This window comes from Shewanella xiamenensis, from assembly GCF_014647135.1.
In the GTDB taxonomy this organism is placed as follows: Bacteria; Pseudomonadota; Gammaproteobacteria; order Enterobacterales; family Shewanellaceae; genus Shewanella; species Shewanella xiamenensis.
On the sequence record NZ_BMOP01000009.1, the window covers coordinates 77,880 to 100,701 of the forward strand.

At 46.1% G+C, this 22,822-nt stretch carries 15 protein-coding genes; 8 read left to right on the forward strand and 7 right to left on the reverse strand.

Annotation, left to right across the window (positions count from 1 at the left end):
* The first annotated feature begins 121 nt into the window (after positions 1-121).
* The 3 genes from IEY09_RS10205 to IEY09_RS10215 all read left to right on the forward strand — a co-directional run bounded on the left by IEY09_RS10205 (position 122) and on the right by IEY09_RS10215 (position 4,949).
* Positions 122-2,608 carry a VolA/Pla-1 family phospholipase gene (locus tag IEY09_RS10205; protein ID WP_188870948.1) on the forward strand — a complete coding sequence of 829 codons (2,487 nt, stop codon included), beginning with the start codon at positions 122-124 and terminating at the stop codon, positions 2,606-2,608.
* A gap of 111 nt (positions 2,609-2,719) precedes the next feature.
* Positions 2,720-3,736 (forward strand): protease SohB, encoded by a 1,017-nt coding sequence (sohB, locus tag IEY09_RS10210; RefSeq protein ID WP_140907278.1) that lies wholly within the window; start codon positions 2,720-2,722, stop codon positions 3,734-3,736.
* 193 nt (positions 3,737-3,929) lie between these two features.
* Positions 3,930-4,949, forward strand: a complete 1,020-nt coding sequence (locus tag IEY09_RS10215) for an AraC family transcriptional regulator (protein WP_169547878.1) — start codon at positions 3,930-3,932, stop codon at positions 4,947-4,949.
* Between the two features lie 444 nt (positions 4,950-5,393).
* Here IEY09_RS10215 and IEY09_RS10220 read toward each other — a convergent pair whose 3' ends face one another.
* Complete coding sequence (locus IEY09_RS10220) at positions 5,394-6,575, reverse strand: SO2930 family diheme c-type cytochrome (protein WP_169547877.1); 1,182 nt, start codon at positions 6,573-6,575, stop codon at positions 5,394-5,396.
* A 136-nt stretch (positions 6,576-6,711) separates the two neighbouring features.
* Positions 6,712-9,429 carry an SO2930 family diheme c-type cytochrome gene (locus IEY09_RS10225; RefSeq protein ID WP_188870950.1) on the reverse strand — a complete coding sequence of 906 codons (2,718 nt, stop codon included), beginning with the start codon at positions 9,427-9,429 and terminating at the stop codon, positions 6,712-6,714.
* A gap of 396 nt (positions 9,430-9,825) precedes the next feature.
* Between IEY09_RS10225 and mprF the strand changes: the two genes are divergently transcribed.
* Both mprF and IEY09_RS10235 read left to right on the forward strand, forming a co-directional pair.
* Positions 9,826-12,378 (forward strand): bifunctional lysylphosphatidylglycerol flippase/synthetase MprF, encoded by a 2,553-nt coding sequence (gene mprF / locus IEY09_RS10230; RefSeq protein WP_188870952.1) that lies wholly within the window; start codon positions 9,826-9,828, stop codon positions 12,376-12,378.
* Between the two features lie 7 nt (positions 12,379-12,385).
* The gene (locus tag IEY09_RS10235) at positions 12,386-13,117 is read left to right on the forward strand and encodes an AcvB/VirJ family lysyl-phosphatidylglycerol hydrolase (RefSeq protein WP_140907281.1); all 732 of its coding nucleotides are present in this window, start codon (positions 12,386-12,388) and stop codon (positions 13,115-13,117) included.
* A gap of 101 nt (positions 13,118-13,218) precedes the next feature.
* Here the strand turns inward: IEY09_RS10235 and IEY09_RS10240 are convergent, their stop codons facing one another.
* Together IEY09_RS10240 and IEY09_RS10245 are read right to left on the reverse strand one after the other, a co-directional pair.
* Positions 13,219-14,286: a DUF3083 family protein gene (locus tag IEY09_RS10240; RefSeq protein ID WP_188870954.1), complete on the reverse strand. Its 1,068-nt coding sequence runs from the start codon at positions 14,284-14,286 to the stop codon at positions 13,219-13,221.
* A gap of 144 nt (positions 14,287-14,430) precedes the next feature.
* The gene (locus tag IEY09_RS10245; RefSeq protein WP_169547874.1) at positions 14,431-15,030 is read right to left on the reverse strand and encodes an arylesterase; all 600 of its coding nucleotides are present in this window, start codon (positions 15,028-15,030) and stop codon (positions 14,431-14,433) included.
* Positions 15,031-15,082: 52 nt separating this feature from the next.
* Between IEY09_RS10245 and IEY09_RS10250 the strand changes: the two genes are divergently transcribed.
* Positions 15,083-15,832 carry an ABC transporter ATP-binding protein gene (locus IEY09_RS10250; protein WP_144346153.1) on the forward strand — a complete coding sequence of 250 codons (750 nt, stop codon included), beginning with the start codon at positions 15,083-15,085 and terminating at the stop codon, positions 15,830-15,832.
* Positions 15,833-15,835: 3 nt separating this feature from the next.
* Positions 15,836-18,337, forward strand: a complete 2,502-nt coding sequence (locus IEY09_RS10255) for an ABC transporter permease (protein ID WP_188870956.1) — start codon at positions 15,836-15,838, stop codon at positions 18,335-18,337.
* 164 nt (positions 18,338-18,501) lie between these two features.
* On the opposite strand, the gene gltS is transcribed toward IEY09_RS10255, so the two are convergent.
* The 3 genes from gltS to folX all read right to left on the reverse strand — a co-directional run bounded on the left by gltS (position 18,502) and on the right by folX (position 21,617).
* A complete protein-coding gene (gene gltS / locus IEY09_RS10260) occupies positions 18,502-19,725 on the reverse strand; it encodes a sodium/glutamate symporter (protein WP_037426727.1) in 1,224 nt (407 codons plus the stop codon).
* 550 nt (positions 19,726-20,275) lie between these two features.
* Positions 20,276-21,166 (reverse strand): TIGR01777 family oxidoreductase, encoded by an 891-nt coding sequence (locus IEY09_RS10265; protein WP_188870958.1) that lies wholly within the window; start codon positions 21,164-21,166, stop codon positions 20,276-20,278.
* 82 nt (positions 21,167-21,248) lie between these two features.
* Positions 21,249-21,617: a dihydroneopterin triphosphate 2'-epimerase gene (gene folX / locus IEY09_RS10270; RefSeq protein WP_037419769.1), complete on the reverse strand. Its 369-nt coding sequence runs from the start codon at positions 21,615-21,617 to the stop codon at positions 21,249-21,251.
* 98 nt (positions 21,618-21,715) lie between these two features.
* Between folX and IEY09_RS10275 the strand changes: the two genes are divergently transcribed.
* Positions 21,716-22,822 (forward strand): AI-2E family transporter, encoded by a 1,107-nt coding sequence (locus tag IEY09_RS10275; protein ID WP_037426731.1) that lies wholly within the window; start codon positions 21,716-21,718, stop codon positions 22,820-22,822.

Below are 22,822 nucleotides of genomic sequence, written 5' to 3' on the forward strand. Positions count from 1 at the left end.
TTTACGTTAACTTGAAATGAGTTAGGGGCTAACATAAGCCCTATTAGTCATAGCTTTTGCGCTATTGTGACTAATTTCTTGGGGAAAACAAAACTATTACAACAAGATTTGGGGAAAAAAAATGAAAAGACTCATTTTGTGTGTTGCGATTGCATCAGCACTGGGCCTCACAGGATGTGGCGAGGACAGTTATAACGAACTCAAGGATAAGACGGAGCCGCTCATCCCTGAATCCCGTATGGTATTCGACCCTGCTAACTCTAAAGTTCCTTTGCCAAATGACCTCCTGTTCAGCGGCACTAAGGATGGTACTTTATCTATACCGGGTGAAAGTTCTGGTAATTATACCGATCCTCAGATTGCACTCGGTGCATTAGATGGATGGTCAACTACGTCGCCCATTTCAATTGATATCGATTTAGCAAAAGATCATGATGGCACCCAGCTCACCCTGATGGCGGCATCTGTTGCCCAGCCTGGCGCGGTAAGAATGTTTGAGGCTACCGTGGGGGGCGCTTTGTCCTCTGATCCTGAGTGTAAAGCCAAACCGTCAGTATCAGCTTGTAAAGTAGGGGCTGAATTACAATTTGGTGTGGACTTTGTTTCTACTGCCTCAGGCAATAAAGTCGTCATTATTCCACTAAAACCGCTTAAAGCGGGTCAGTCTTATATTTATGCGACCACTAAGTTAATTCAGGATTCAGAGGGACGCGGCATTGCCCCTTCAACCACTTATAATACGTTGAAGATGGATATCAATACGTTACCCCTAGAAACGCCAGATCAGCTGATGTTGCAAACCTTAATCAACAGTTATGAAAAGGGCATTGCTGCGGCCCACAATGTTGATACTTCAACTATTTCCTATTCAGGCTTGTTTACCACTCAATCGGTAGCAAACGTCTATGAAATCACAAAACTATTGATGGCGCAGGGGGCTCCTTATGCGCCTAGTTTTGCGCAAATGCCGACTCCAACGGGCTACACAGTGGCAGAGATGTTAAAGTTACCACCTAATCCAAGTGACCCTGTCTATGTGGTTTCAAATTTAGCTGACGTTTATACCGCCAAAATTAAACTGCCGATTTACGGTGATTGTTCTTCTGTCAGTTGTTTATCTGCTGAAGGTAAACCATTAATCAATGGTCGCTGGAAGGCCCAAGGCGATAGCCCTGTGTCAGTGTTATTAGCACTGCAAGCGGGTACTTTGAGTCAAACTAATTTTGGTATGCAAGCGGTCGCCAATGGTATTGCTAACCCAGCCGATGCGTTAGCTAATCCCACGCTAATGGCGGGTAAAACTTGGTTGTTAGACGACGGTACTGCGGTTGATAAAACCAAACATCTGACTAAGTTCAATCCTATTCCGGCGATTAAAGGCTATGAAACAGTCTCTGTGCTGATTTCAATGCCAAACGCCGCCAAATTAGCAGCCTTCTATCAGCAACAGAATATGTCTTTTATACCGCCGACCTCTGGCTGGCCAACGACGATTGCGTTGCATGGTTTAGGTGGTGGTAAGGAAATGTCTTTAGCCTATGCGGGTTCCTATGCCGCGATGGGTGTTGCTACTGTGGCTATCGATATGCCTTTACATGGTGCACGTTCATTTGATGCCAATGGTGATGGTATTTATGAAGTTTCGGCAACCGATCCTTCCTTCGGCGAGGTTATTGGTACACCCGATGCCTTTAAAAATGGTAATCCGTTAGTCTTTGTCAATATCTCAAGTACGCTGTCCGTGCGCGATAACTTCCGTCAAGCGACGATGGATCACCTTGGCGTGCGCTTAGCCCTAACAGGATTATCACTGGGGCTTACACAGGCTAGTAAACCACAAATTTTTGATGTCACTAAGATTAGCGCGCAGGGCTTGAGCTTAGGTGGTATTGTCGGAACTGACTTTGCGACTTACGCGAGTACAGGAATGCGAAACCCAAGTACGGGCGAAGCGTTACTTAATCCATATGCGATTAATGCGGCCTCTTTGGTTGCCCCTGCGGGTGGTTTAGCAGGTTCTTTCGCGGGTTCAGCCACTTTTGGGCCAGTGCTGTTCAGCAATGTTACTGCCTCATCAACGTTCCAAGCCTTAGTGGATAAAGCGAATACCGCCGGATACGAGCCAGGCAGTCCAGAATATGCGGCATTAGTTCAGGCGGTTTACGCACAATTTATTCCTACTTTTGCCTTTGCTGTGCAAACGGCGGTGGACTCAGCAGATCCGGTTAACCATGCTGGCATGTTAAAAGCAACAGGATTACCTGTGCACTTAATTGAAGTCGCCGGTGATGGTAATGGTAACTTAGCGGATCAAGTGTTACCTAATAGTGTCGATAACTTCCCATTATCAGGTACTGAACCGCTGATCTCTGCAATGGGTTTACCTTGTGTCGATGCTACGACGAAAGGGCTTGGTGTGGTGCGTTTTTCCAAGGGCCATCACAGTTCTATTGTTGACCCAAGCGAGAAGAGTTCTACAGATGGTATGGCAGCTGCGGCAACGGTAGAAATGCAAACCCAAGTAGCCACCTATGCATCGACTGCGGGTAAAGGTGAGGCCACTATTTACGTCACCGATCCAAGTGTGATCGCGACTTGTCCTAACTAATCCGAGTTAAATCCTAAAAACCCAGCCTTTGCTGGGTTTTTTTATGGCGCTTTAGGCTGTTAGAATAGCGCGCATTAAACCGGATCACCTTAGGTCCCAACGGAGAGTACTTTGGAATTTCTATACGAATATGGCATGTTTTTGGCCAAAGCTGTGACTATCGTTGTTGCGATTGTTGCTGTGATTATTGTCGTCCTCGCGTCCACTGTGAAGCACAAATCGGATAAAGGTGAACTGAGGATCACTAACCTTTCAGAAGAACTGGAAGAACTAAAGCACAGTTTGAAGGAGGAACTGCTGACGAAGAAGCAGTTTAAAGCCTACGAAAAACAGCTGAAAGCAGACGAAAAGGCGAAGGAAAACGCGGCCGAAAAAGACCACAAAGGCAAGGTCTTTGTCATTGATTTTAAAGGTAGTATTGATGCCGCCGAAGTAGCATCTTTGCGCGAAGAAATCAGCGCAATTTTAACCATCGCCGAAAAGGGTGATGAAGTTATTGTCAATGTCGAAAGTGGCGGTGGCATGGTGCATGGTTATGGATTGGCATCGAGCCAGCTCGATCGTCTGCGTCAGGCCGAGATCCCATTAACGATTTGCGTGGATAAAGTTGCCGCCAGCGGTGGTTATATGATGGCCTGTGTCGCCAATAAAATATATGCCGCGCCATTCGCCATCGTGGGTTCTATCGGGGTAGTTGCTCAGTTGCCTAACTTCAACCGTTTGCTGAAAAAGCACGAAATTGATTATGAGCAACACACAGCCGGTGACTTTAAGCGCACCTTAACCGTCTTTGGCGAAAATACTGACGAGGGCAGACAGAAGTTCCAACAGGAGCTCGAAGAAACCCATGAGCTGTTTAAAGCTTTTGTAACCAAATATCGTCCTCAGCTCGATTTGGCAAAGGTGGCCACTGGTGAACATTGGTACGGTCAACAGGCGATTGAATTAGGCCTTATCGATGCGATTTCAACCAGTGATGATGTGTTAATGCAGTTAGCGGGCGAACGTACCGTGTATAAGCTGCGTTATCAGGTGCGCAAGAAACTAGCCGATAAAATCGCCCATGGTGCGTCCCTGTCGGTAAATGCGATTTTTAATCGATTAGTTGAGAAAAATCGTCCCATGTAAGCCGACGCATTGACTTAATACAGATGAAAACGCCTGCGAATATGCAGGCGTTTTTGTTTTGTTTGAGCGCGAAATGAAATAATACATTTTTTTAACATTAAGTTTGGTTTAAGACTATTCAAAATAAGCGAGATCTTATACAACTAATCACCTAGGGAATTAAAAGCTGAACAAATCACATTAAGGATATTCCATGTTACAGCGCGTCGATTACAAGACGAACCTGATGGTAGGCGATCAAACCTATCCCGCATTTGAGCTGCGTAATATTCTCGACTTTATTGCCTCACAGTTAGGCGAAAAAGCCTTACAGCAAGTCTGTGGTCATATTGGTGTTGGCCGGACTGAGCTTAATCATTGCCAGTTTGTCTTTGTCTGGCAGGTGGAATATGCGATGGAGTTTTTACGCTTACAGGGTGGAGATCCCGATATTGGTACTAAATTAGGGCTGAGTTATCGGGTGAGTAGCTTAGATGTATTGTTGCCCCATCTTGCTCAACTTAGCTCATTGCAGGCCTGCTTACAGTTTGTGATTAATCACCCGAGTTTAGTTGGTAGTTTTACTGATTCTTTGGTACGTCTAACAGATGACAGTGTTTGCATTCGTTGGCTTAATACGGGTCGTATTGATAAAGCACAATACGGATTTCAGTTTTTACACAGTATTGGGTCACTATTGGGGCTCGCCAGAGAGCTGACTGGGGAGGCGATAACGCTAAGTCAAATTAATTTGGTTGGGTCAGGTCGAGACTGCCATTTTTTAGAGGAGGCAACGGGTGCGAAAGTGCAGTTTAATTGCGAATATTACGAATGGAGTATTTCCCTTGATTATCTTGCTCTTGCAATAAACTATCCTTTCCCTAAATTTGCAGAGGTAACGCCTTCAGCTTTTACCACCTCCTTTATCGAAACCGTGTTGATAGCGATCCGCGCACATTTTCCCCATGTACTTCATTTAGATGAAATGGCGGCGCAGCTGCATATGAGCGACCGCAGTTTTCGGCGTAAGCTGGCACAGCTTGGATCGAGTTATCAGCGTCTCGTTGATCAGGTGCGTTGTCAAAGGGCGGTCGAGTTGATTTTAGCCAACAAGCTAGATATTGAGGCGATTGCCGAGACCTTAGGCTACAGTGATGTGAGCCATTTCCGTCAATCCTTTAAGCATTGGATTGGCCACCCGCCAGGGTATTTTAGTCGGCTTAACTGCGGCTAAAGGATAGTGAACTAGCTTAATTGGTTAAAAACGGAAGCGATACTTTAAGGGAAACGGCGCTATCCTATATTCAATTTCATCCTTGTTTATCCCTTTTATTTTTTGTTTAACGTCACTCCATTGCTATGCAATGTGAGTGACATTAGGGCGTGTTGACGTTTCGAGATTAGATTTTGTTCGTTCTGGAAAGCACGTGCTCGCGAAACGAGGAATGATGTGTAGTTATTCTACTCAAATGACGAGCGGCTCTTATGACAGAAAGTAAGAGCAAGGGCTTGCCAGACGAACCCTTAGGGCAGCATTTGGCTGGCTTTTCTGCCGCGTTATCGTCCGTTTATGTAGAATAACTACACTGCACGGACTTTGCCTTGCATAAAAGCCAGCCACATTGCTGCAAAAATAACCCTGAAACGTCAACACGCCCTAGTACTACTCAGCACTTTCCTAAATACAATTCCCTAAACTCGGTGCCAGTGAATCTATCCATTGACGAATTAATTCAACGCCTTCTTGGTGCTCAAGATTGCGACCGATAGGCGGCATGCGATCTTTCGGTTCAGAGAGCGTTTGGCGATACAGCAAAATCGAATGTTCAGCATTGCCGGGGACAATATCGTAATCAAGTCCTTTCGCACCGCCATCCCATCCCGGAGGCTGCTTGCAGATCCCATATTGATAACTGGTGTGATCAATATAAAAACCGAGGCGTAATCCAGAGATACTGGCAAAGCCTTTAGCGCTATGGCAGTGGGCGCAGTTTACATCTAAATAGCCCTTAGCGCGGGCGGTTAAATCGGCTTGAGGGTTGTCAATTGCATAGGTTTTGGCCACTTGGCTTAACTCGGGTAACTGCTCAAGCTTGCCTTGTTTGGCCCACAGGCTGAGTTGATTGACGATTTGTCCTTGGTCGACGATGTCGCGATTCAATAAGTGGGCTTTAAGGCCAATCGGAATGATTTGGCTGCTGTTATCTTGGTTGGTTTGGTGACAAATTTTGCACTCGGCGCGGCTCGGTATGTTGTAATCGAAGCTTTGGCTTTGGCCTTGGTTAATCAGGGTATGATGCACGCTTGCGCCGGCGGTAAGCAGCTTTGCCTCACCTTGTTGCCATTGATAAACCAGACTTGTCCAACCTTGAGGGCGTTTTATCAATAGCCGCGTTTCGATTAGCGTTTCGTTGGCTATGCCTGTGATAGCCGTATCCTGTGGAAGAGCAAAGGTTTTAACCAGCACGGCGCCAGTTGGAAACTCAAATGCCTCCTGCGCTTGGTACTGTATGCTGCTGCCCGCGGGTAAATAGATAAAGCGGTATTTGCTGGCATAGTTAGAAAACAGCTGCGTAGCGAGCTGATAGCTAAACCCCGGAGTTTGTGGCTGTATGGTTGGGTTAGTTGGGTCGATAAAGAGACCATATTGACTTAACACTGGGCAGTCTTCTGCCATCAAGGCGGGCCAGTTAACTTGCCCTGAAGTATTCACACAAAGGCTAGTTGGTATCGTTGGATTGGTTGGGGTCGTGGGCGGCGGTGTTTGGCCGCTATCGCTGCTTTGGCTGTCACTACCGCCGCAGGCTGTGAGCAGCACAGTGATAATCAATACCAACGAAAGTGTTTGGCGATTTTTCATGGATTATCCGCTCTTTAAGCTGTTGCTTGAAATAAGAAGACCTAAGTTGGTCTTCTCTGTCAGGATGTCGCTCTGTCTTGAAGTGGTAAGCAAGTGGGTGATTACAAGCATGCTTTCACCCACTGTTACGTTAACGCTAGCGTGAGCAGCTTGCTGCAGGTAGACGTTTAATCCATTCGCTGATCAACGCGACGCCTTCATCATGGGCTAAGCTTCGGCCAATTTCAGGCATACGATCGCCCGGAGTCGTGCTTTGCATTCTAAAGTGCAGGATGGACTCAGCGGCATTGCCTGGGACTATATCGAAACCTAAGTTTCCACCGCCATAGGCAACCGGTGATTTACAGGTGCCATGGGAGAAACCTGCATCATCGCTGTAGCCACGCCAGTACTCGAGTTTTAGGCCAGTATTAGAGGCGTTGCCCTCGGGTCTATGGCAATGGGCGCAGTTGATGTCGAGATAACCCTTAGCCGTTTGCATTAATGCTGTATCGCTTAAGCTTGCGACGGTCGCTTCGTCACCATCGTGGTAGGCGGGCACTTGTGGTACTTGGCTTAGGTTGGGCAATCCTTGCAAAATACCAAGGCTTTCCCATTTCAGCAGTTGGTTCATACTGCCGTCTTGATAGCTGAAATTGCGGTTCAAATGGCGCGCCTTAGGACCAATAGGCACAAACACGGCGTTGCTATTGTTATCAGCTTTAAACTGGTGACACTGCTTACATTGGTTCATGCTCGGAACCATGTAGTTAAAGGTCAGACTTTCCCCTTTATGGCTCAACGTTTGGCTGCTAATCGCTCCCGCTTTCGCCAACGTGGCATCGGTTTTATCTGCATTCCACACATAGGGCAGTGCGCTCCAGCCCGTTGGACGATGGATGAGTAAGCGGGTTTCAATCAAGCTCTCGTTGCTAATACCGCGCTTACTGGTATCGCTTGGCAAGGCAAAGGATTTGACGATAACGCTCCCCACAGGGAAATCAAACGCTTCTTTTTCGGAGTAGCTGGCTTTTTGTCCCGAAGGTAAATACACAAAGCGATATTTACTGGCGTAGTCAGTAAAGAGCTGCGTGTTGAGATCGTAAGGGACACCACCTGAATTCGGGCCTGTGGTGGGGTTTTTGGCATCACTAAACAGGTTGTAATCCGACAGTTTAGGACAGTTTGCTTTCAGCAGTGCATCCCAACTAACATTTGAGCCAGTCGCTTTACACAGACTTTGATCTCCATCGCCGACTAAACCCCCTTCGCCTTCACCGATAGTACCACCGCCACCGACCAATACGCCGCCATCACAACCTGCGGTATTATCGTCAACCCCGCAGCCAAATACTTGGCCAGCGAAGGTGACTGTATGCACAGGCAGACTCACTTGAGTACATTTCAGTAGGGCGTTTTGGGTCTTTTCATATTGCACATCGGCGATGCTGATATCCGTATTGCTGTTGGCATAGAGCCGGCCATAGGATACGTTGCCATTATCACTGGCGCAGACGTTATCGCTACCGTCAGTGGCAAAGGGCGTCTCTTTCAAACCGAGGTAAGCGGCGGTGCCGTTATTGGCAAGCATTTCCCCTAAGCCGTCGTAGAGTACGCCAGGTAACGTGCCATGATTTATGATATAGGCTCGAATAATATCTTGAATTAAATAACCTTTTGGCTTGCTACCATAATCGGTAATTACGTTGTCGTGTAAATAAATATTACGTGGTACAGGACGCCAACCATCCTCAATCGCTTGACCAGGTTGACCATAGTTGCCGACAAAGGAGGTCATATCGGGTTCTGCAATAAAAAAGCTACTCACAGTCACTCCTAGGGTGTCGTGACGGGTAATTTGGTTATTGAAAATTTCCACATCTGCGGTGGATAAAATGATCACTCCAGTGCCTGGCGGCACAATATGCACACCTGCTGGGTTAGCAGAAGCATTGGCGAAGTTAGGCGTGTTGTTGTCATACACTTTGTTGTTGAAAATCCGCACACTAGAGCCGTATCTATGGTTGTTGATGGGTAAGTCGAACACTAAAATCCCACCCGTATTGCCCATCGCTTCATTGTTATACACGTCGGCATATTTGGAGTTTTCGATTTCAATCCCCGCCACGTTTTCTTTGGCGATATTGCGACGCACCACAATATATTGGGACTGCCCAACATAAATCCCCGCATCGGCACTGCCGCGAACATAACTGTCTTCAATCAGAATGTTTTCACATTCAACCGGATACAAACCATAGGCACCATTATCTTTATCGAGTTCGCCTTCCCATACTGCACCAACGCGGCGCAGGATAATGCCGTTAGTGTTTTTAAGTTTGATACCATTGTTTTTTGCCTCATTAACCGACAGATCTTGAATGGTAATGTTGAGAGCGTTTTGGACGAAAATCCCATCTCCCGAGTTAGCTTGGGCGAAATTAAGGATAGTGTCCTTCATCCCGTAGCCCATGATAGTGACGTTTTTGGCATAACTGCCATCCCCATCTACATCGCCATCGAACAGCAAAGTTGAGTCGATATTAAAGGTTCCTTTAGGAAGCACGATCACTGCACCACTTTGTGCGTTAATTAAGGCTTCTTGAATACGCATCGTGAGGTTATCGCCAGCGGGGATTTTGATTGCACCTTCGGGAAAGGTGGGTCCAGTTTCAGGTGGCTGCACCACGGGTGGCGTTACCACTGGGGCGGGATCATCGTCAGAAAAACAACCTGTTAGATTGAATGCCATTAATAGAGCTATGCCTGTAGGCATTAGCCAATTCGCCTTACGATTGGGGTTGCTCGGCAAAAAATGACGCTGTTTGGCTGTCGATTCTTTGCCTGAGAGTGAGTGGATTGTCTTGTTGAACATAGGTGCTCCTGCTTTTGTTATAATTTCGTTAACAGGATGCGCTAGGAGCAGGAAAAGGCAATGTGAAATATGGCCAAAATCATGCCGTGTACAGTGAAGGATAGGACATGCAACCTATTCATTTTTTTAGAATGGTTAAGCCAAAAAAGCTGACCACTTAATGGCTGTTTTAAACTATTCGGGTGATATTTAAGCCAGATTAGAACAAAGTGTTTACAAGATGAATAAAACATCATGAAGCGAATGATTAATTAGATTGCCTCTCCAAAATCACTATGTTAAAAATCGTTCGATTAAATAGGGTTGAATAATAAAATAAAGTTAATTTTATTTTAATGTCCTATCAATGCTTATTGTTGATTTTATTTGCAGATTAAACAGCGCTTGGAGAGTAAAATGGGTAGGCGGATCCGTGTGATTATTAGTCTGATAATATTCACAGTCTCGTTGTTTCTGCTATATAACTTAGAGCAGGATTATCAGTTAAATGATATTTTTTTAGAGATTAAACAATTTGCACCATCAAAAATTTTATTAGCGGTTTTATTGACGTTGGTCAGTTATCTACTATTAACATTATATGATTATCTTGCCATTAGAGAACTAAAGTCGCCCTTAAGTTATCAACAGGTAGCTCCTGTTTCATTCCTGGCATTTACCTTCTCTAATACGATAGGTTTTTCATTATTGACCGGCACTTCTATACGCTACAAATTTTATTCTGAATTAGGTTTGAGTGGTAATAATATTACCCAGGTTGTACTCGCTTGCTCAGTAACATTTTTCCTTGGACTTTTCTTTATCTGCGGGCTTGCGCTGATTAATTTTCCTGCGGAGCAACTTTCCGACTTACCGTTGCCAACTTGGTTTTTCTCTCTTAATCGAGTGATTGGTATCTTGATGTTGCTGGGTGTCATTAGCTATTTCGTATTTAGCCTGATCTGGAAAAGGTCTATTCATTTTCGTGGGTTCGAATTGGCACCACCGATTTTTTCCTTATCTCTAAAGCAGTTTCTAGTATCGAGTATTGATTGGATCGTTGTGGGGACATTATTTTACTCTCTACTACCTGAGGTGGATGGATTAAGTTATTTACAGGTCCTTAGCATCTTTTTTGTAGCCAATGCAATCGGGGTGCTTGCCCATGTGCCTGGAGGGATTGGCGTATTTGAAACGGTAGTTACTGTTACCTTATCGCAATATTTACCTGCCGAACAAATTTTAAGTTCAGTGATTATTTATCGATTAATGTATTACATAGTGCCATTTATTTTAGCGCTGATGTATTTTGTGGCAACCTTAGTATTAACTAATAAGGATAAGTTTTCTAAGTTAAATGTTAATTTACAGATTGTCAGGCAATTATTGCCACCATTATTAAGCATTAGTGTTTTTGGCGTTGGCTTAGTGTTGTTGCTATCGGTTGTTAACCCTTCCATTATTCATAAATATCATTGGCTAGGTGAGATAGTGCCGCTACCAATTGTGGAACTATCAAGTTTGATATTGAGTGCGAGTGCTATTTTACTCTTGCTATTATCACACGGTTTATTTAAACGTTATCAAAAAGCGTTTGAGTTAACGCAAAAACTCTTATTGGTAGCCATGGTGTTTATTGTACTAAAGGGCGGTCAGTGGCAGATTTCCCTCGCACTTGGTCTTATCTATTTATTAATGCTGCCCTGCGAGCAGGTTTTTTATCGCCAAGGTTCTATTGTGGGAATTAAATATTCTTTTGGTTGGGCCTTATCGCTGGCGGCGGCATTATTTTTGATGATGTGGGTGCTATTTTTTGCCTATCAGGATGTGGATTACGATCATTCACTTTGGTTTACTTTTTCTCAAGATAGCCATGTGTCCCGTGCATTGCGGGGTGGGGCGGTTGCCCTAGTGATCTTGTTGATTTTTGGCTTTCGCTACGTGTTAGCGATGAGAAGGCCGCAAACCCGTCTATTGGATGAGCATACTTTAAGCTGCGCTATGGATATCGTCGCTAACGCTCCAAGTAGCCACGGATTTCTTGCTTTAGTTCAAGATAAGTCATTGTTATTTAATGAAGATAACGATGCATTTTTAATGTATGCCCGCGCAGGACATTGCTGGGTTGTGATGGGCGATCCGATTGGAAATCCAGATAAATTTGATGATTTACTCTGGCAGTTTAGGGAGTTATGCGATGCTTACGATGGTTGGCCAGTATTTTATCAAGTCACGCAAAGGTATTTACCCCACTTTTTAGAACAAGGGTTGAGCCTATATAAACTCGGCGAGGAGGCCATAGTGCCCTTAGCGGAATTTGATTTACAGTCGAGTAAGTATCGTAGCTTGCGTCAAAGTCATGCGAAGGCTTTAAGGGAAGGGTTACGTTTTAAAATTATCGAGGCCAGTGAAGTGAAGGCCCTATTGCCAACGTTAGAGGTTATTTCTTCGAGCTGGCTTAAGGCGAAGCAAGGTCGAGAAAAGGGATTTTCAGTTGGGTATTTTTCTGCTGCTTACCTGTGCGCCACGCCGATGGCCTTAGTGTATTTAAACGACGAGCTTGTAGCTTTTTCCAATGTGTGGGCCAGTGCGGCCAAAATAGAGTTTTCGGTTGATTTGATGCGCTATGAGCCTAGTTTATCGGGCAGTAATATTATGGATTTTTTGTTTACAGAACTCTTGCTATGGGGCAAACAGCAAGGATATCAGCAGTTTAATCTTGGCATGGCGCCCATGTCTGGATTGACTGATAGAGCCTTGGTGCCATTTTGGACTAAGCTTGCCAAAACAGTTTATAAGAAGGGGAATAAATTTTACAACTTTCAGGGGCTTAGAAGGTATAAGGATAAGTTTAATCCAAGGTGGGAGGCTAAGTATTTGATTTGTTATGGAGGGCTCTCTTTACCTGTAGTGGTGGGCAGTCTGGTGACCTTAACGAGTCGTGGTACAACTGGCGTGTTTAAAAAGTAGGTGCGAGATGACGAAATCCTTAATCAAGCTACTTAGCGTTTTACTTTTATGTTCTACTGCTAACGTCTTTGCTGATGAGTTTGCCGATAATTTGGGGCTGACCCTATTGCCTGTCGAATCATCAACTCAGGTAAAAGCTGCGTCATCCCATGCCAAACCACCGTTGGTGATTTTTTTAAGTGGTGACGGTGGCTGGGCAACGCTTGATAAAGCCGTAGGGGGCATTTTGCAGCAGCAGGGCTGGCCTGTCGTTGGCTGGAGTTCGCTGAAATATTATTGGAAACAAAAAGATCCTAAAGAGGTCACCCAAGATACCTTAGCGATTATTGATAAGTACCAGGCGGAATTTGGCACGCAAAAAGTGATTTTGATTGGTTATTCCTTTGGGGCCGAAGTGATTCCCTTTGTGTTAAATGATATGCCCGCTCAATATCGGCAGAATGTCTTGGGCGCTGTGCTGCTTTCTCCTTCACAATCTTCGGATTTTGAAATCCATGTGAGTGAGATTGTCACCTCGGATAACCAATCGGCTCGTTACTTAACCTTGCCCGAAGTCAACAAACAAACCACTGTGCCTATGCTTTGTCTCTACGGTAAAGAGGACGATGCGCCGCTGCATTTATGCCCAGAGGTCAAGCAGCCCAATGTCACTGTGATGGAATTAAGCGGTGGCCACAGTTTTGATGACGATTACGATAAAGTAGTCAAGCTGATAAAAGGTTGGCTGAAGCTAAGTTAGAGGGCTTTAGTGCATGGCATCGTATGAGCCTAATGCTTTGGAATAAAACATAAAAAGGGCGCAAATGCGCCCTTTGTTATCGGTCGTGCTACAGCGAATAATTAGAGCTGGTAGCTAATGTGCTGATGGAAGCGCACGACGAGATCTTCACGCTCAGGGTCTAGCCCAATCTCGGCGGCAAAGGTTTTCAATGCGGCTTCAACGTTATTCATAAAACGGCCATAGCCTGAGTCATCACAGTCCTTCGCACCCGCGACAATAGTAAAATGCGCGGCTTCGACTAAGTTATCAGCATCCCAGCGGCGAATTACTTGCTGCTCTGTTGCGTTCGGGTCAAAACCAATCATCTGCACTTCGGCCTTGCTGTCGAGTTTTTCAAACTTACTGTTACGCACTAAGGGAGTTAAGCCGTTGGCGATCATAGCCAAGCGCGTTAATTGCTTATTGGTCGCCGCCTTGATGAAATTATCCTCAAGGTGTTGATATAACGGGCTAAAGTCAGTTGCTGACTCTGGTAGTAAACCTTGTTTGAGTCTGCGACTCAGCGGCAGGCTGACGGTGACATAGGTGAGTGAACTGACATTTTCCGGCAGGTCACATTTTCTGGCCTTGTATCTTGGTGCAATGGCTCTGAGTTTATAGCCGTAGGTTTCTTTATTACCTTTTGATTTGGCGAATAAATCATAGGATAAATGCTGGTGGTCGCGGATCTTTACCTTAAGATCGTTAATCGGCAGCTTAGGCATTAATTCGTTTAATAGCTCCCGTACACGGGTATGGAAATTAGCTGAGTTGCTGCGGATTTCATCGCCAGTCGCTAAGAAAACAATACGCAGTTTGCGGGCGCGGTAGTTGTCCGCAGTGAACAGATTTTGTGCCTCGTGATAGGCGGGATTGTAAAAAAACAGAATTTGTTCAGCGGTTTGGAAACAATACGCTTCGGTATGGTAACGCACGACTGGCAGTTTATCGTTAGTGATCACATGGACGTTACGGAGATCGTGTTGTTCTGCCAAGTTAAAAATAATGCGGCTTAAGGTTTGATAACAGCTATGGTAATCGGGGTATTGCGCCAGTAATTCATCCGTGACTTTAATTTCGGCGGTGATGTACTGATTGGTACGAGCTTCCTTGGGTATGTACACTTTTTGCTGATGGCTAAGGGACATATTGACTCCTTGTTGGGTTAACCATTTGCTAACACGAATTTTACTGTTTATCTCAGGCGTTAATGTTGCGTTGGAGCATGTTTTTATCGCTTAAATACAAGTTTACATCAGCAAGCTGTTTATTAGCTTAAAATTGCAGCGATTTTATTGAGTTAAGGCTTTTTCAATCCAAGGTTGCATCCAAGTGGCGATCTTCTCTTGGGCCTTTTCATTGGGATGAATACCGTCTCTTTGCATCAACTCTGGATGGGGAGCGACCTCCTGCATAAAGAAGGGGATAAGGTCAATATCCTCATCTTTTGCAATCTCTTGATACACTTGGGTGAACTTTTGGCTATAGCGAGGGCCATAGTTAGGCGGTACCATGATTTCGGTCAGTAGCACTTTAGCACCGCTATTTTTGGCTAGGGTAATGATTTGGGTTAGGTTATTTTTGAGTTGCGTCGGGGGGAATCCACGTAGACCATCGTTACCACCGAGTTCGACTACTACCAAATCGGGGGCAACGGAATCGAGCAGCGCAGGCAAACGACGCAAACCGCCCGCTGTCGTTTCACCGCTCACCGAACCGTTGGTAAATTCATGCTCGGGTAAGTTTTTTTGCAGCAGTGCCACCCAGCCTACTTGTTCCGACATGCCATAGCTGGCACCTAAGCTATCGCCGAGGATCAACACTTTCGCCGCCTGAACTGGCGTGGTTATAAATAGACTTAACAGGATGCAGGCGCTCACGGCCTTTGCCATAGGCTTGCATCTTAGCAATTGACGCAAGAACGATTTGTATAAGAAGGATCCTATGTCTAACGTCGTTTCAAAAAATAGTGCCATTAATGTGGTTAACCTCGAAAAATCGGTGACTACTCAGGAAGGTTCGCTCACTATCCTCAAGGGCATTAACTTAGATGTCAAGCAGGGCGAAAGTGTTGCGATATTAGGACCCTCCGGCTCGGGTAAATCGACGCTACTTGGCTTACTCGCCGCGCTCGACACCCCAACGGCGGGGGAGATTTGGCTCGATGGCCAGGCCCTATCACCGCTCAATGAAGAACAGAAAGCCGCGCTGCGTAAGCAAAAAGTGAGCTTTATTTTTCAATCTTTTATGTTAGTTGATACCTTAACCGCCCTTGAAAATGTGATGCTACCGGCCGAGCTTGCCGGGGTTAAAAATGCCAAGGAGAAGGCCGAGGCCATGCTGGGGCGCGTGGGGTTATCCCACCGTTTGACTCATTTACCTAAACAGTTATCCGGCGGTGAGCAGCAAAGGGTTGCGATTGCGAGGGCCTTTATTTGTGAACCTAAAGTGCTATTTGCCGACGAGCCAACCGGCAATTTGGACAGTGTTAACGGCCATAAAATTGCCGATATGTTGTTTGAACTGAACCAAGAGAGCCACACCACACTCATCCTAGTCACCCATGACTTACAACTGGCGAAGCGTTGCCAAAGGCAACTGGTTATGGACAACGGCCACTTGCAGGAAGAGTTGGATTCGGCCCAATCGCACAATGTGAATGACAACCTTGAATTAAGCGCCAAGGAGGCCTAACCCATGGAGCTTAATTTGGCATGGCGCCTGTTTAAGCGCGAGTTGCAACAGGGGCAGTTGTTATTGATTATCCTCGCCATTACCTTGGCGGTGCTGTCGGTTAGCGGTCTTGCGCGGGTCAGTGAGCGTTTGCAAGTTGCTATCAACGGACAAGCGACTCAGTTTATCGCCGCCGATCGTATTATCGACTCTCCCGTTCAAATTGACGCCAGCATTCTGGCCAAGGCCGATGAGCTTGGCCTTAAGCATGTCACCAATATGCAATTTAATTCCATGGTATATGCGGGGGATAAGTTTCAGTTAGTCACAGTGCGTGCGGTTGAGTCCGGTTATCCACTTAAGGGAGACATCGAACTTAAAGCGGTCAATGGCCAAGATGTAAAAGCCCAAGACTTGCCCCACGCCGATGAGGTGTGGTTCGAGAGTCGCTTAGGGGGACTCTTGGGATACCCGCAAACACTGGAATTAGGCAACAGTGAGTTTCGTTTAAGTCAAGAAATCAGCCGCTTACCCGATGCTGGCTTTAATCCGTTCGCTTCTTCCCCCGTGGTATTAATGCGGATAGAAGATGTCGCCAAGACTGGGGTTATCCAACCCGGCAGCCGAGTGACGTATCTGTATCAATTTGTGGGTGAAGAAAGTGCCTTAAGCGCCTTTGAAAATAGCGTTAAACCGCTGCTGAATAATTCCCAGCGCTGGGTCGATGTGCAGTCTGGCGATTCACCGATAGCGGGCGCGGTGAAGCGGGCGGAGCGTTTTTTACTGCTGGCAAGCTTGCTCGGTATTGCCCTTGCTTGCGCCGCGATTGGGATTGCCGCCCAGCGTTACTGCCAACGTCATTATGATGTGGTGGCTATGCTTAAAACCTTTGGCGCCTCATCAACTCAAATCCGTCGACTATTCGGCATCCATTTACTACTAGTGACGCTGTTTGGCATTGTGCTGGGGTTAATCGGCGGGGCACTGCTGGATTTAGGCATTAATCAACTGTTACCCCCTGAAATCGCTGCCTATTCGCCGCCGTTGACGCGGCCGCTACTGCTTGGGATCAGCACTGGGCTTATCAGCGCCTTTATGTTTTCGGCCTATCCTTTAATGCGTTTACTGGCGATTCCGCCACTGCGAGTCTTACAAAGGCAACTCGAAGGCTTGCAGCTCGGCATGTGGCTGCATTTACTCTTAAGTTTAGGGGCGATGGCCCTGTTGGGATATTTGTATTCCCAAAGCTGGGCGCTGACACTGACGGTAGTCGCGGCTGTGCTGCTACTCGGCGTATTGCTCAGTATTTTAGGTTTTGTGATGATCCGCCTTGGCCACAGTGTCGGCATGAAAACCACCAACCCATTGCAACTGGCACTTGCGGGGTTACGCCGCCGTGCGCGGCAAAATGCGGTGCAATTGGTGGGCTTTAGTGCGGCTTTGGTATTGTTACTGACGATTTTGGCGCTTAGACAGGATTTACTCAACGAGTGGCAAAAACAGCTGCCCGAGAATGCACCTAACTATTTCTTGGTCAATATCGCCCCCGATGATGCTAAACCATTAAACGACTTTATGGCACAAAAGGGCATAGCAGCCACGGATATCTACCCCGTCATTCGTGGCCGGCTGACGCAAATTAATGGTGAGACCTTGATCTCTAATGAGCAGGCCGAGGCCGGAGAGAAGGGACGAGTAGGAATTTCCCGCGAGCTTAATCTCACTTGGCGCAATAGCTTGCCTGCCAACAACGAGTTGATTGAAGGGCATTTTAATCAAGCTGCTGATGAGGTGTCGGTGGAATCCGGTGTTGCCGATCGTTTAGGGCTAAAACTGGGTGATACGCTGACTTATATGATTGATAACCAAGAGCTAAGGGTTAAGGTTGCCAGTATTCGTGCCGTGCACTGGGAAACATTACAGCCAAACTTCTTTATGATCTTCACCCAAGAAGCGTTGGCGCCCTTTGCCTATACCTCGATGGCAAGCTTTTACCTCGATGACAAAAAACCGGATGTGCAAGGGAATGATGCACCAAAGAACACAGTGATCCTCGAACTTATTCAGCAGTTTCCTACGGTATCAATTATCGATGTTGGCGCCATGGTGGGGCAATTGCGGCAGATCATTGAGCAGGTGTCACTGTCGCTGACGTTAGTCTTGGTCCTCGTCTTACTAGCGAGTTCCTTAGTGCTTATCGCCCAAACCGAGGCGGGAATGGCGACGCGCCAGCGTGAACTCGCGGTGCTGCGTACCTTTGGCGCCTCGGGCTGGTTACTGCGTAGTGCCACTGGGCTTGAATTTGCCTTACTGGGGGGCATTGCTGGTGTGCTTGCAGTGATAGTGGCGGAATTTGCGCTGTATCTGTTAAAGACCCAAGTGTTTGAGCTGAACGTGTATATGCACTGGCCCTGGTGGGGGATTGCCCCAGTCTGCGGCGCCTTATTGGTCGCGCTGCTGGGGGTATGGCGCTGCCGCCAATTACTCAATCAATCCTGCGCTGAATTATTAAAAGTGGGCACTTAAGATGAGGTCAGTTTGGAGCTGAGGCAAACGCTGTAACACCCCATTTGTAAAATGAAAAGCACTGGCATAACCCAGTGCTTTTTTATTGGCGGTGAAATCGTTTCTATCATTGGATGACAACGATGATGACTTTACCGTTCATTTCATTACAAAGCCTTGTAGGGTTACATTATAAAACTGAGGTAGCCCTGCAATACAATCAAATTGACGATATCGATAAAGAAGGCGCCGACAATCGGTACCACCATAAAGGCCTGAGGAGAAGGGCCAGTGCGCGATACCAGTGCGCCCATGTTCATCACTGCGGTTGGGGTGGCGCCCATACCAAAGCCACAGTGACCGCCAGTGATCACTGCTGCATCGTAATTGCTGCCCATCACTTTAAAGGTTACAAAATAGGCGAACAGCGCCAGCACGACGGTTTGCACCAACAGGATAATAAGTAGTGGGATCGCTAGATCTAAAATTTCCCACAACTTGAGATTCATCAATGCCATAGAGAGGAATAACGACAGTGCCACTGTGCCTATTACATCGATACTCTCGGTATGCGGTTTATAACCACGGGTGACTTCGGTGATGTTGGCGATGATAACGCCAAGAAACAGGGCATAGACAAAGTCTGGCATCTTGAGCCAATTCAGCTGATATTCGCTGACAAACACAGTAAACCATTTTGCCCCCGCAACGCAGATCAGCAGTACAAACAGGGTTTCGATGATTGTCTTGGCGGTGACTTGGTCCTCTTCGAGCTGATCATAGGTCACCAGTTGTGGATGCGTGGCGTGGTGCTTACGGCCCATGCCGTAACTAGATATCAGATTGTGCTTGCCAATGAGACGCTGCGCGACAGGGCCGCCGATAATACCGCCCATGACCAAGCCAAAGGTGGCCGCCGCCATGGCAAGTTCTAAGGTGTTGATGCCGTAGTTTTCGGCAAAGGTTTGTGACCAAGCAACACCTGTTCCATGGCCGCCAGAGAGGGTAATCGAGCCTGCGATAAGTCCTAAGATAGGGTCTAAACCAAGGAGGCTCGCGAGACTCACGCCAACCGCATTTTGAATAATAATATAGACCGAGGCCACGCCGAGAAAGATAAACACTTTCTTGCCGCCACTAAGCAGTAGCTTATAGTTAGCTGATAAACCTATGGTGCTGAAAAACATCAGCATTAAGGTATTTTGCATGGGTAAACTAAAGATGAGAGTGATGTCTTGGAAATGTAAAAAGGCAACGACTGCGGCGATGACCAGTCCACCTACGATAGGCTCTGGAATATTGTATTGTTTAAAAACACGCACATGGCGATTGATGGAATGGCCAATAAACAGCACGAAGATAGCAATTAAGAACGACTCGAGTTCGCCAATTGTGTAAGTGGTGTGCATGATAGTTCCTTACAAATGGTTTGTGTGGGAATACCGCTAGACTCAAGGTGAGTTAGGGTGACCCATCTCATTGTTTAGCTCTCGCTAATGCTAAGTGTTAAACGCGCGATCTAAGGACCGATTCTTGTCAATCCCCAAGGTTGGAGAAGAAATATTAAGCGCGAATATGAACCGTATTGGTATAGTTGATCAGCATCGCCACTGAGTGGGCGAATACTGAAGATAATGGTCTTGCTTGGGGCGTTAACTGTGCTTCAGTGCGGGTGCTAACACGACAATATCGATAAGCAAGAGGCGAAAGTGTAACAGAAAAATGGGTTCATGTCGCTAAATAGTCTTTAGAATCATTGTGTTGTATTTATGTTTTGATGCTGTTGCCAAATCGGTCTAATCAGCCTTGTTGCACTAGGCTGATAAACAAATTCTATACTTGGTTTTTTATCTCTGATTTCTAAGTCATTCTTCAGTATCATATTAACGCTTGCCGATTGGCTTGATAACATTTTATTGCCAAGCCAGTTACGGGGTATGAATGACGCCATATAACAGATTAACTTGTGAGTAGGTCTTTAAGTGCTGGCTCAAGTTGAGTAAAACGGAAACTAAAGCCTGCGTCGAGCGCATGTTTGGGGAGAACAAATTGGCCTTCGATCAGCAGATCTGCCATTTCACCCATTGCGAGTCGTAAAACTGGTGCAGGTGCTGTCATAAAGGCTGGACGGTTTAATACTCTACCAAGAGTTTTAGAAAATTCAGCATTACTGACAGGATGGGGGGCTGTGGCATTAAATATGCCTTGGCAAGTTTCATGACAAAGTAGAAAGTCGATCAGGGCCACTATATCGTGGATATGTATCCAACTCATCCCTTGACGACCATGGCCTATAGGCCCACCAAGGCCGAGTTTAAAGGGCGGGAGCATTTTAGCTAGCGCACCGCCATGCCCAAGCACTATACCCGTGCGTAGGATACAAACACGGGTTTTAGTTGCAGCCTCTAGCGCGAGTCGCTCCCATTCTTTACAAATGTCATGGCTGAATTCAGGGTGGGGGGCTGCGTGTTCGTCAATCGTATTCGCGCCTTGACGGCCGTAAAAGCCAATTGCAGAGCCGCTTATCATCACCTGAGGTGGATTGCTGCTTTGCAAAATCAGTTGGCTTAGTCTTGCGGTGATATTCCAGCGACTATCGCAGATGCGTTGTTTTTGCTGCGCACTCCAACGTTTAGCAACAATCGGTTCTCCGGCGAGATTGATCACGGCATTGATATGATTCAAATCATCAATTTCGTCTAAGGAGCTTAGATATTGATGCTGTGGGCCCAATAATTGCCGACTATTGGCAGGATGGCGAGTCAGCAATAACAGTTGGTGATGGTTGGCTAAATGGGCCACTAATTGCTGACCAATAAACCCACTTGCTCCCGTTATCAAAATCTTCATCGTCAAATCCTTAGGTGAGGGTGGCTATCTTTTATTTCAAACCTTATAAGCAATATACGACAACGGACAAGTGGGGATCACTTTATTGATTTTTTTGGTAACACAGTTCCATCGATACCGAATCAGCAAAGCGCAGGGCATGGGGCTTATCGATTTCGACACTGGCAAATTCAACCCAAGGATGTTCGCTGGCAATGGCTAAGGTTTGGCTGGTAAGGTTTTCAAGTAGTGAGAAGCGATTGTTTTCAATCAACTCAATGATCTTTTTTGTGATAGTACGATAATTAAGCGCATCATCGACATTATCGCTGTTGCGAGCTTTGGCGGCGCAGTAATGGATAACGACATTAATGATTACATCCTGCCTATTTTGGATTTCATCTTCTTTTATGCCGATAAAAGTGCGCAGTCTTAAGTTTTTAATGCGTATAATCGCGGTTTCTGGTTTCATAATAACAATCTAGTATCTAATGCTTAGGTGATTGAGTTTGAGACATTTCTTAGGCTAGCCTAACAACTTTATCGAAGATCAAGAAGGATTTTTACTCCATGACACGATCCAATTCGCCGACTGCCGCCTATAAAGGTTTTGCTGTTATGGCTTTTGTAGTGATTATTTTGGCAGGGATAAAGGCCGCCAGCCCGATTGTTGTTCCCTTTGTTTTATCCTGTTTTATTGCGGTGATTTGTAATCCAGCGATTGTCTTGATGACTAAATATCGGTTGCCTAAATGGCTTGCCGTGATCCTGCTAATGGGGTTTATCGTGTTGATGGGCTTGTGGCTCGCCTCTTTAGTGGGCAGTTCAATCAATGAGTTTTCTAAGCAGTTACCGCAATATCGCGATCAGCTGGTGGAGCAGTTTTCTTGGGTGCTACATAAGTTACAGGCACTCAATATTCAAATCTCTAAGGAGCAAGTGTTAGCCTATTTTGACCCTGGCATGGCGCTATCTATGACCACCAATATGTTGTCGGGTGTGGGTAATGTGATGGCGAATTTGTTCCTTATCATCCTGACCATCGTCTTTATGCTATTTGAAGCGCAGTCTTTACCGAAAAAACTGCACTTGGCCTTGGATGATCCCGATATGCGCCTGCAACAGATTGACCGTTTCCTGCAATCGGTAAATCAATATATGGTGATTAAAACCCTCGTTAGTTTAGCGACGGGCTTGATAGTCGGTATTGGACTGGCCTTTATCGGTGTGGATTACGCGCTGCTTTGGGCGGTTATCGCCTTTTTATTCAACTATATTCCCAATATCGGTTCAATTATTGCTGCTATTCCTGCTGTATTGCTGGCCTTTATCCAATTAGGCCCTGCCGCAGCAGGCGGAACCGCGCTGCTTTACATCGGCGCGAATATGGTGATGGGCAATGTGGTCGAGCCTAAATTTATGGGCCGCGGTCTCGGGCTTTCCACTTTAGTGGTATTTCTATCGTTAATTTTTTGGGGCTGGTTGTTGGGTTCTGTTGGCATGTTGTTGTCGGTTCCCTTAACCATGGTGGTTAAAATTGCCCTTGAATCCAGTAAGAGTGGTAGCTGGTTAGCCATTTTATTGTCCGATGATGTGGATGATAAACTGGTGAGCCAATCGACAAGCACTACTCCGGTTTTTGAACCTGTCGATACTCATCCAACTGATAAGAAGTAG

Excerpts from the sequence above, each read along its gene's own strand:
- IEY09_RS10205 (WP_188870948.1), top strand. The coding sequence starts at position 122 with ATGAAAAGACTCATTTTGTGTGTTGCGATTGCATCAGCACTGGGCCTC.
- IEY09_RS10215 (WP_169547878.1), top strand. The coding sequence starts at position 3,930 with ATGTTACAGCGCGTCGATTACAAGACGAACCTGATGGTAGGCGATCAA.
- IEY09_RS10220 (WP_169547877.1), bottom strand. The coding sequence starts at position 6,575 with ATGAAAAATCGCCAAACACTTTCGTTGGTATTGATTATCACTGTGCTG.
- IEY09_RS10225 (WP_188870950.1), bottom strand. The coding sequence starts at position 9,429 with ATGTTCAACAAGACAATCCACTCACTCTCAGGCAAAGAATCGACAGCC.
- mprF (WP_188870952.1), top strand. The coding sequence starts at position 9,826 with ATGGGTAGGCGGATCCGTGTGATTATTAGTCTGATAATATTCACAGTC.
- IEY09_RS10235 (WP_140907281.1), top strand. The coding sequence starts at position 12,386 with ATGACGAAATCCTTAATCAAGCTACTTAGCGTTTTACTTTTATGTTCT.
- IEY09_RS10240 (WP_188870954.1), bottom strand. The coding sequence starts at position 14,286 with ATGTCCCTTAGCCATCAGCAAAAAGTGTACATACCCAAGGAAGCTCGT.
- IEY09_RS10245 (WP_169547874.1), bottom strand. The coding sequence starts at position 15,030 with ATGGCAAAGGCCGTGAGCGCCTGCATCCTGTTAAGTCTATTTATAACC.
- IEY09_RS10250 (WP_144346153.1), top strand. The coding sequence starts at position 15,083 with ATGTCTAACGTCGTTTCAAAAAATAGTGCCATTAATGTGGTTAACCTC.
- IEY09_RS10255 (WP_188870956.1), top strand. The coding sequence starts at position 15,836 with ATGGAGCTTAATTTGGCATGGCGCCTGTTTAAGCGCGAGTTGCAACAG.
- gltS (WP_037426727.1), bottom strand. The coding sequence starts at position 19,725 with ATGCACACCACTTACACAATTGGCGAACTCGAGTCGTTCTTAATTGCT.
- IEY09_RS10265 (WP_188870958.1), bottom strand. The coding sequence starts at position 21,166 with ATGAAGATTTTGATAACGGGAGCAAGTGGGTTTATTGGTCAGCAATTA.
- folX (WP_037419769.1), bottom strand. The coding sequence starts at position 21,617 with ATGAAACCAGAAACCGCGATTATACGCATTAAAAACTTAAGACTGCGC.
- IEY09_RS10275 (WP_037426731.1), top strand. The coding sequence starts at position 21,716 with ATGACACGATCCAATTCGCCGACTGCCGCCTATAAAGGTTTTGCTGTT.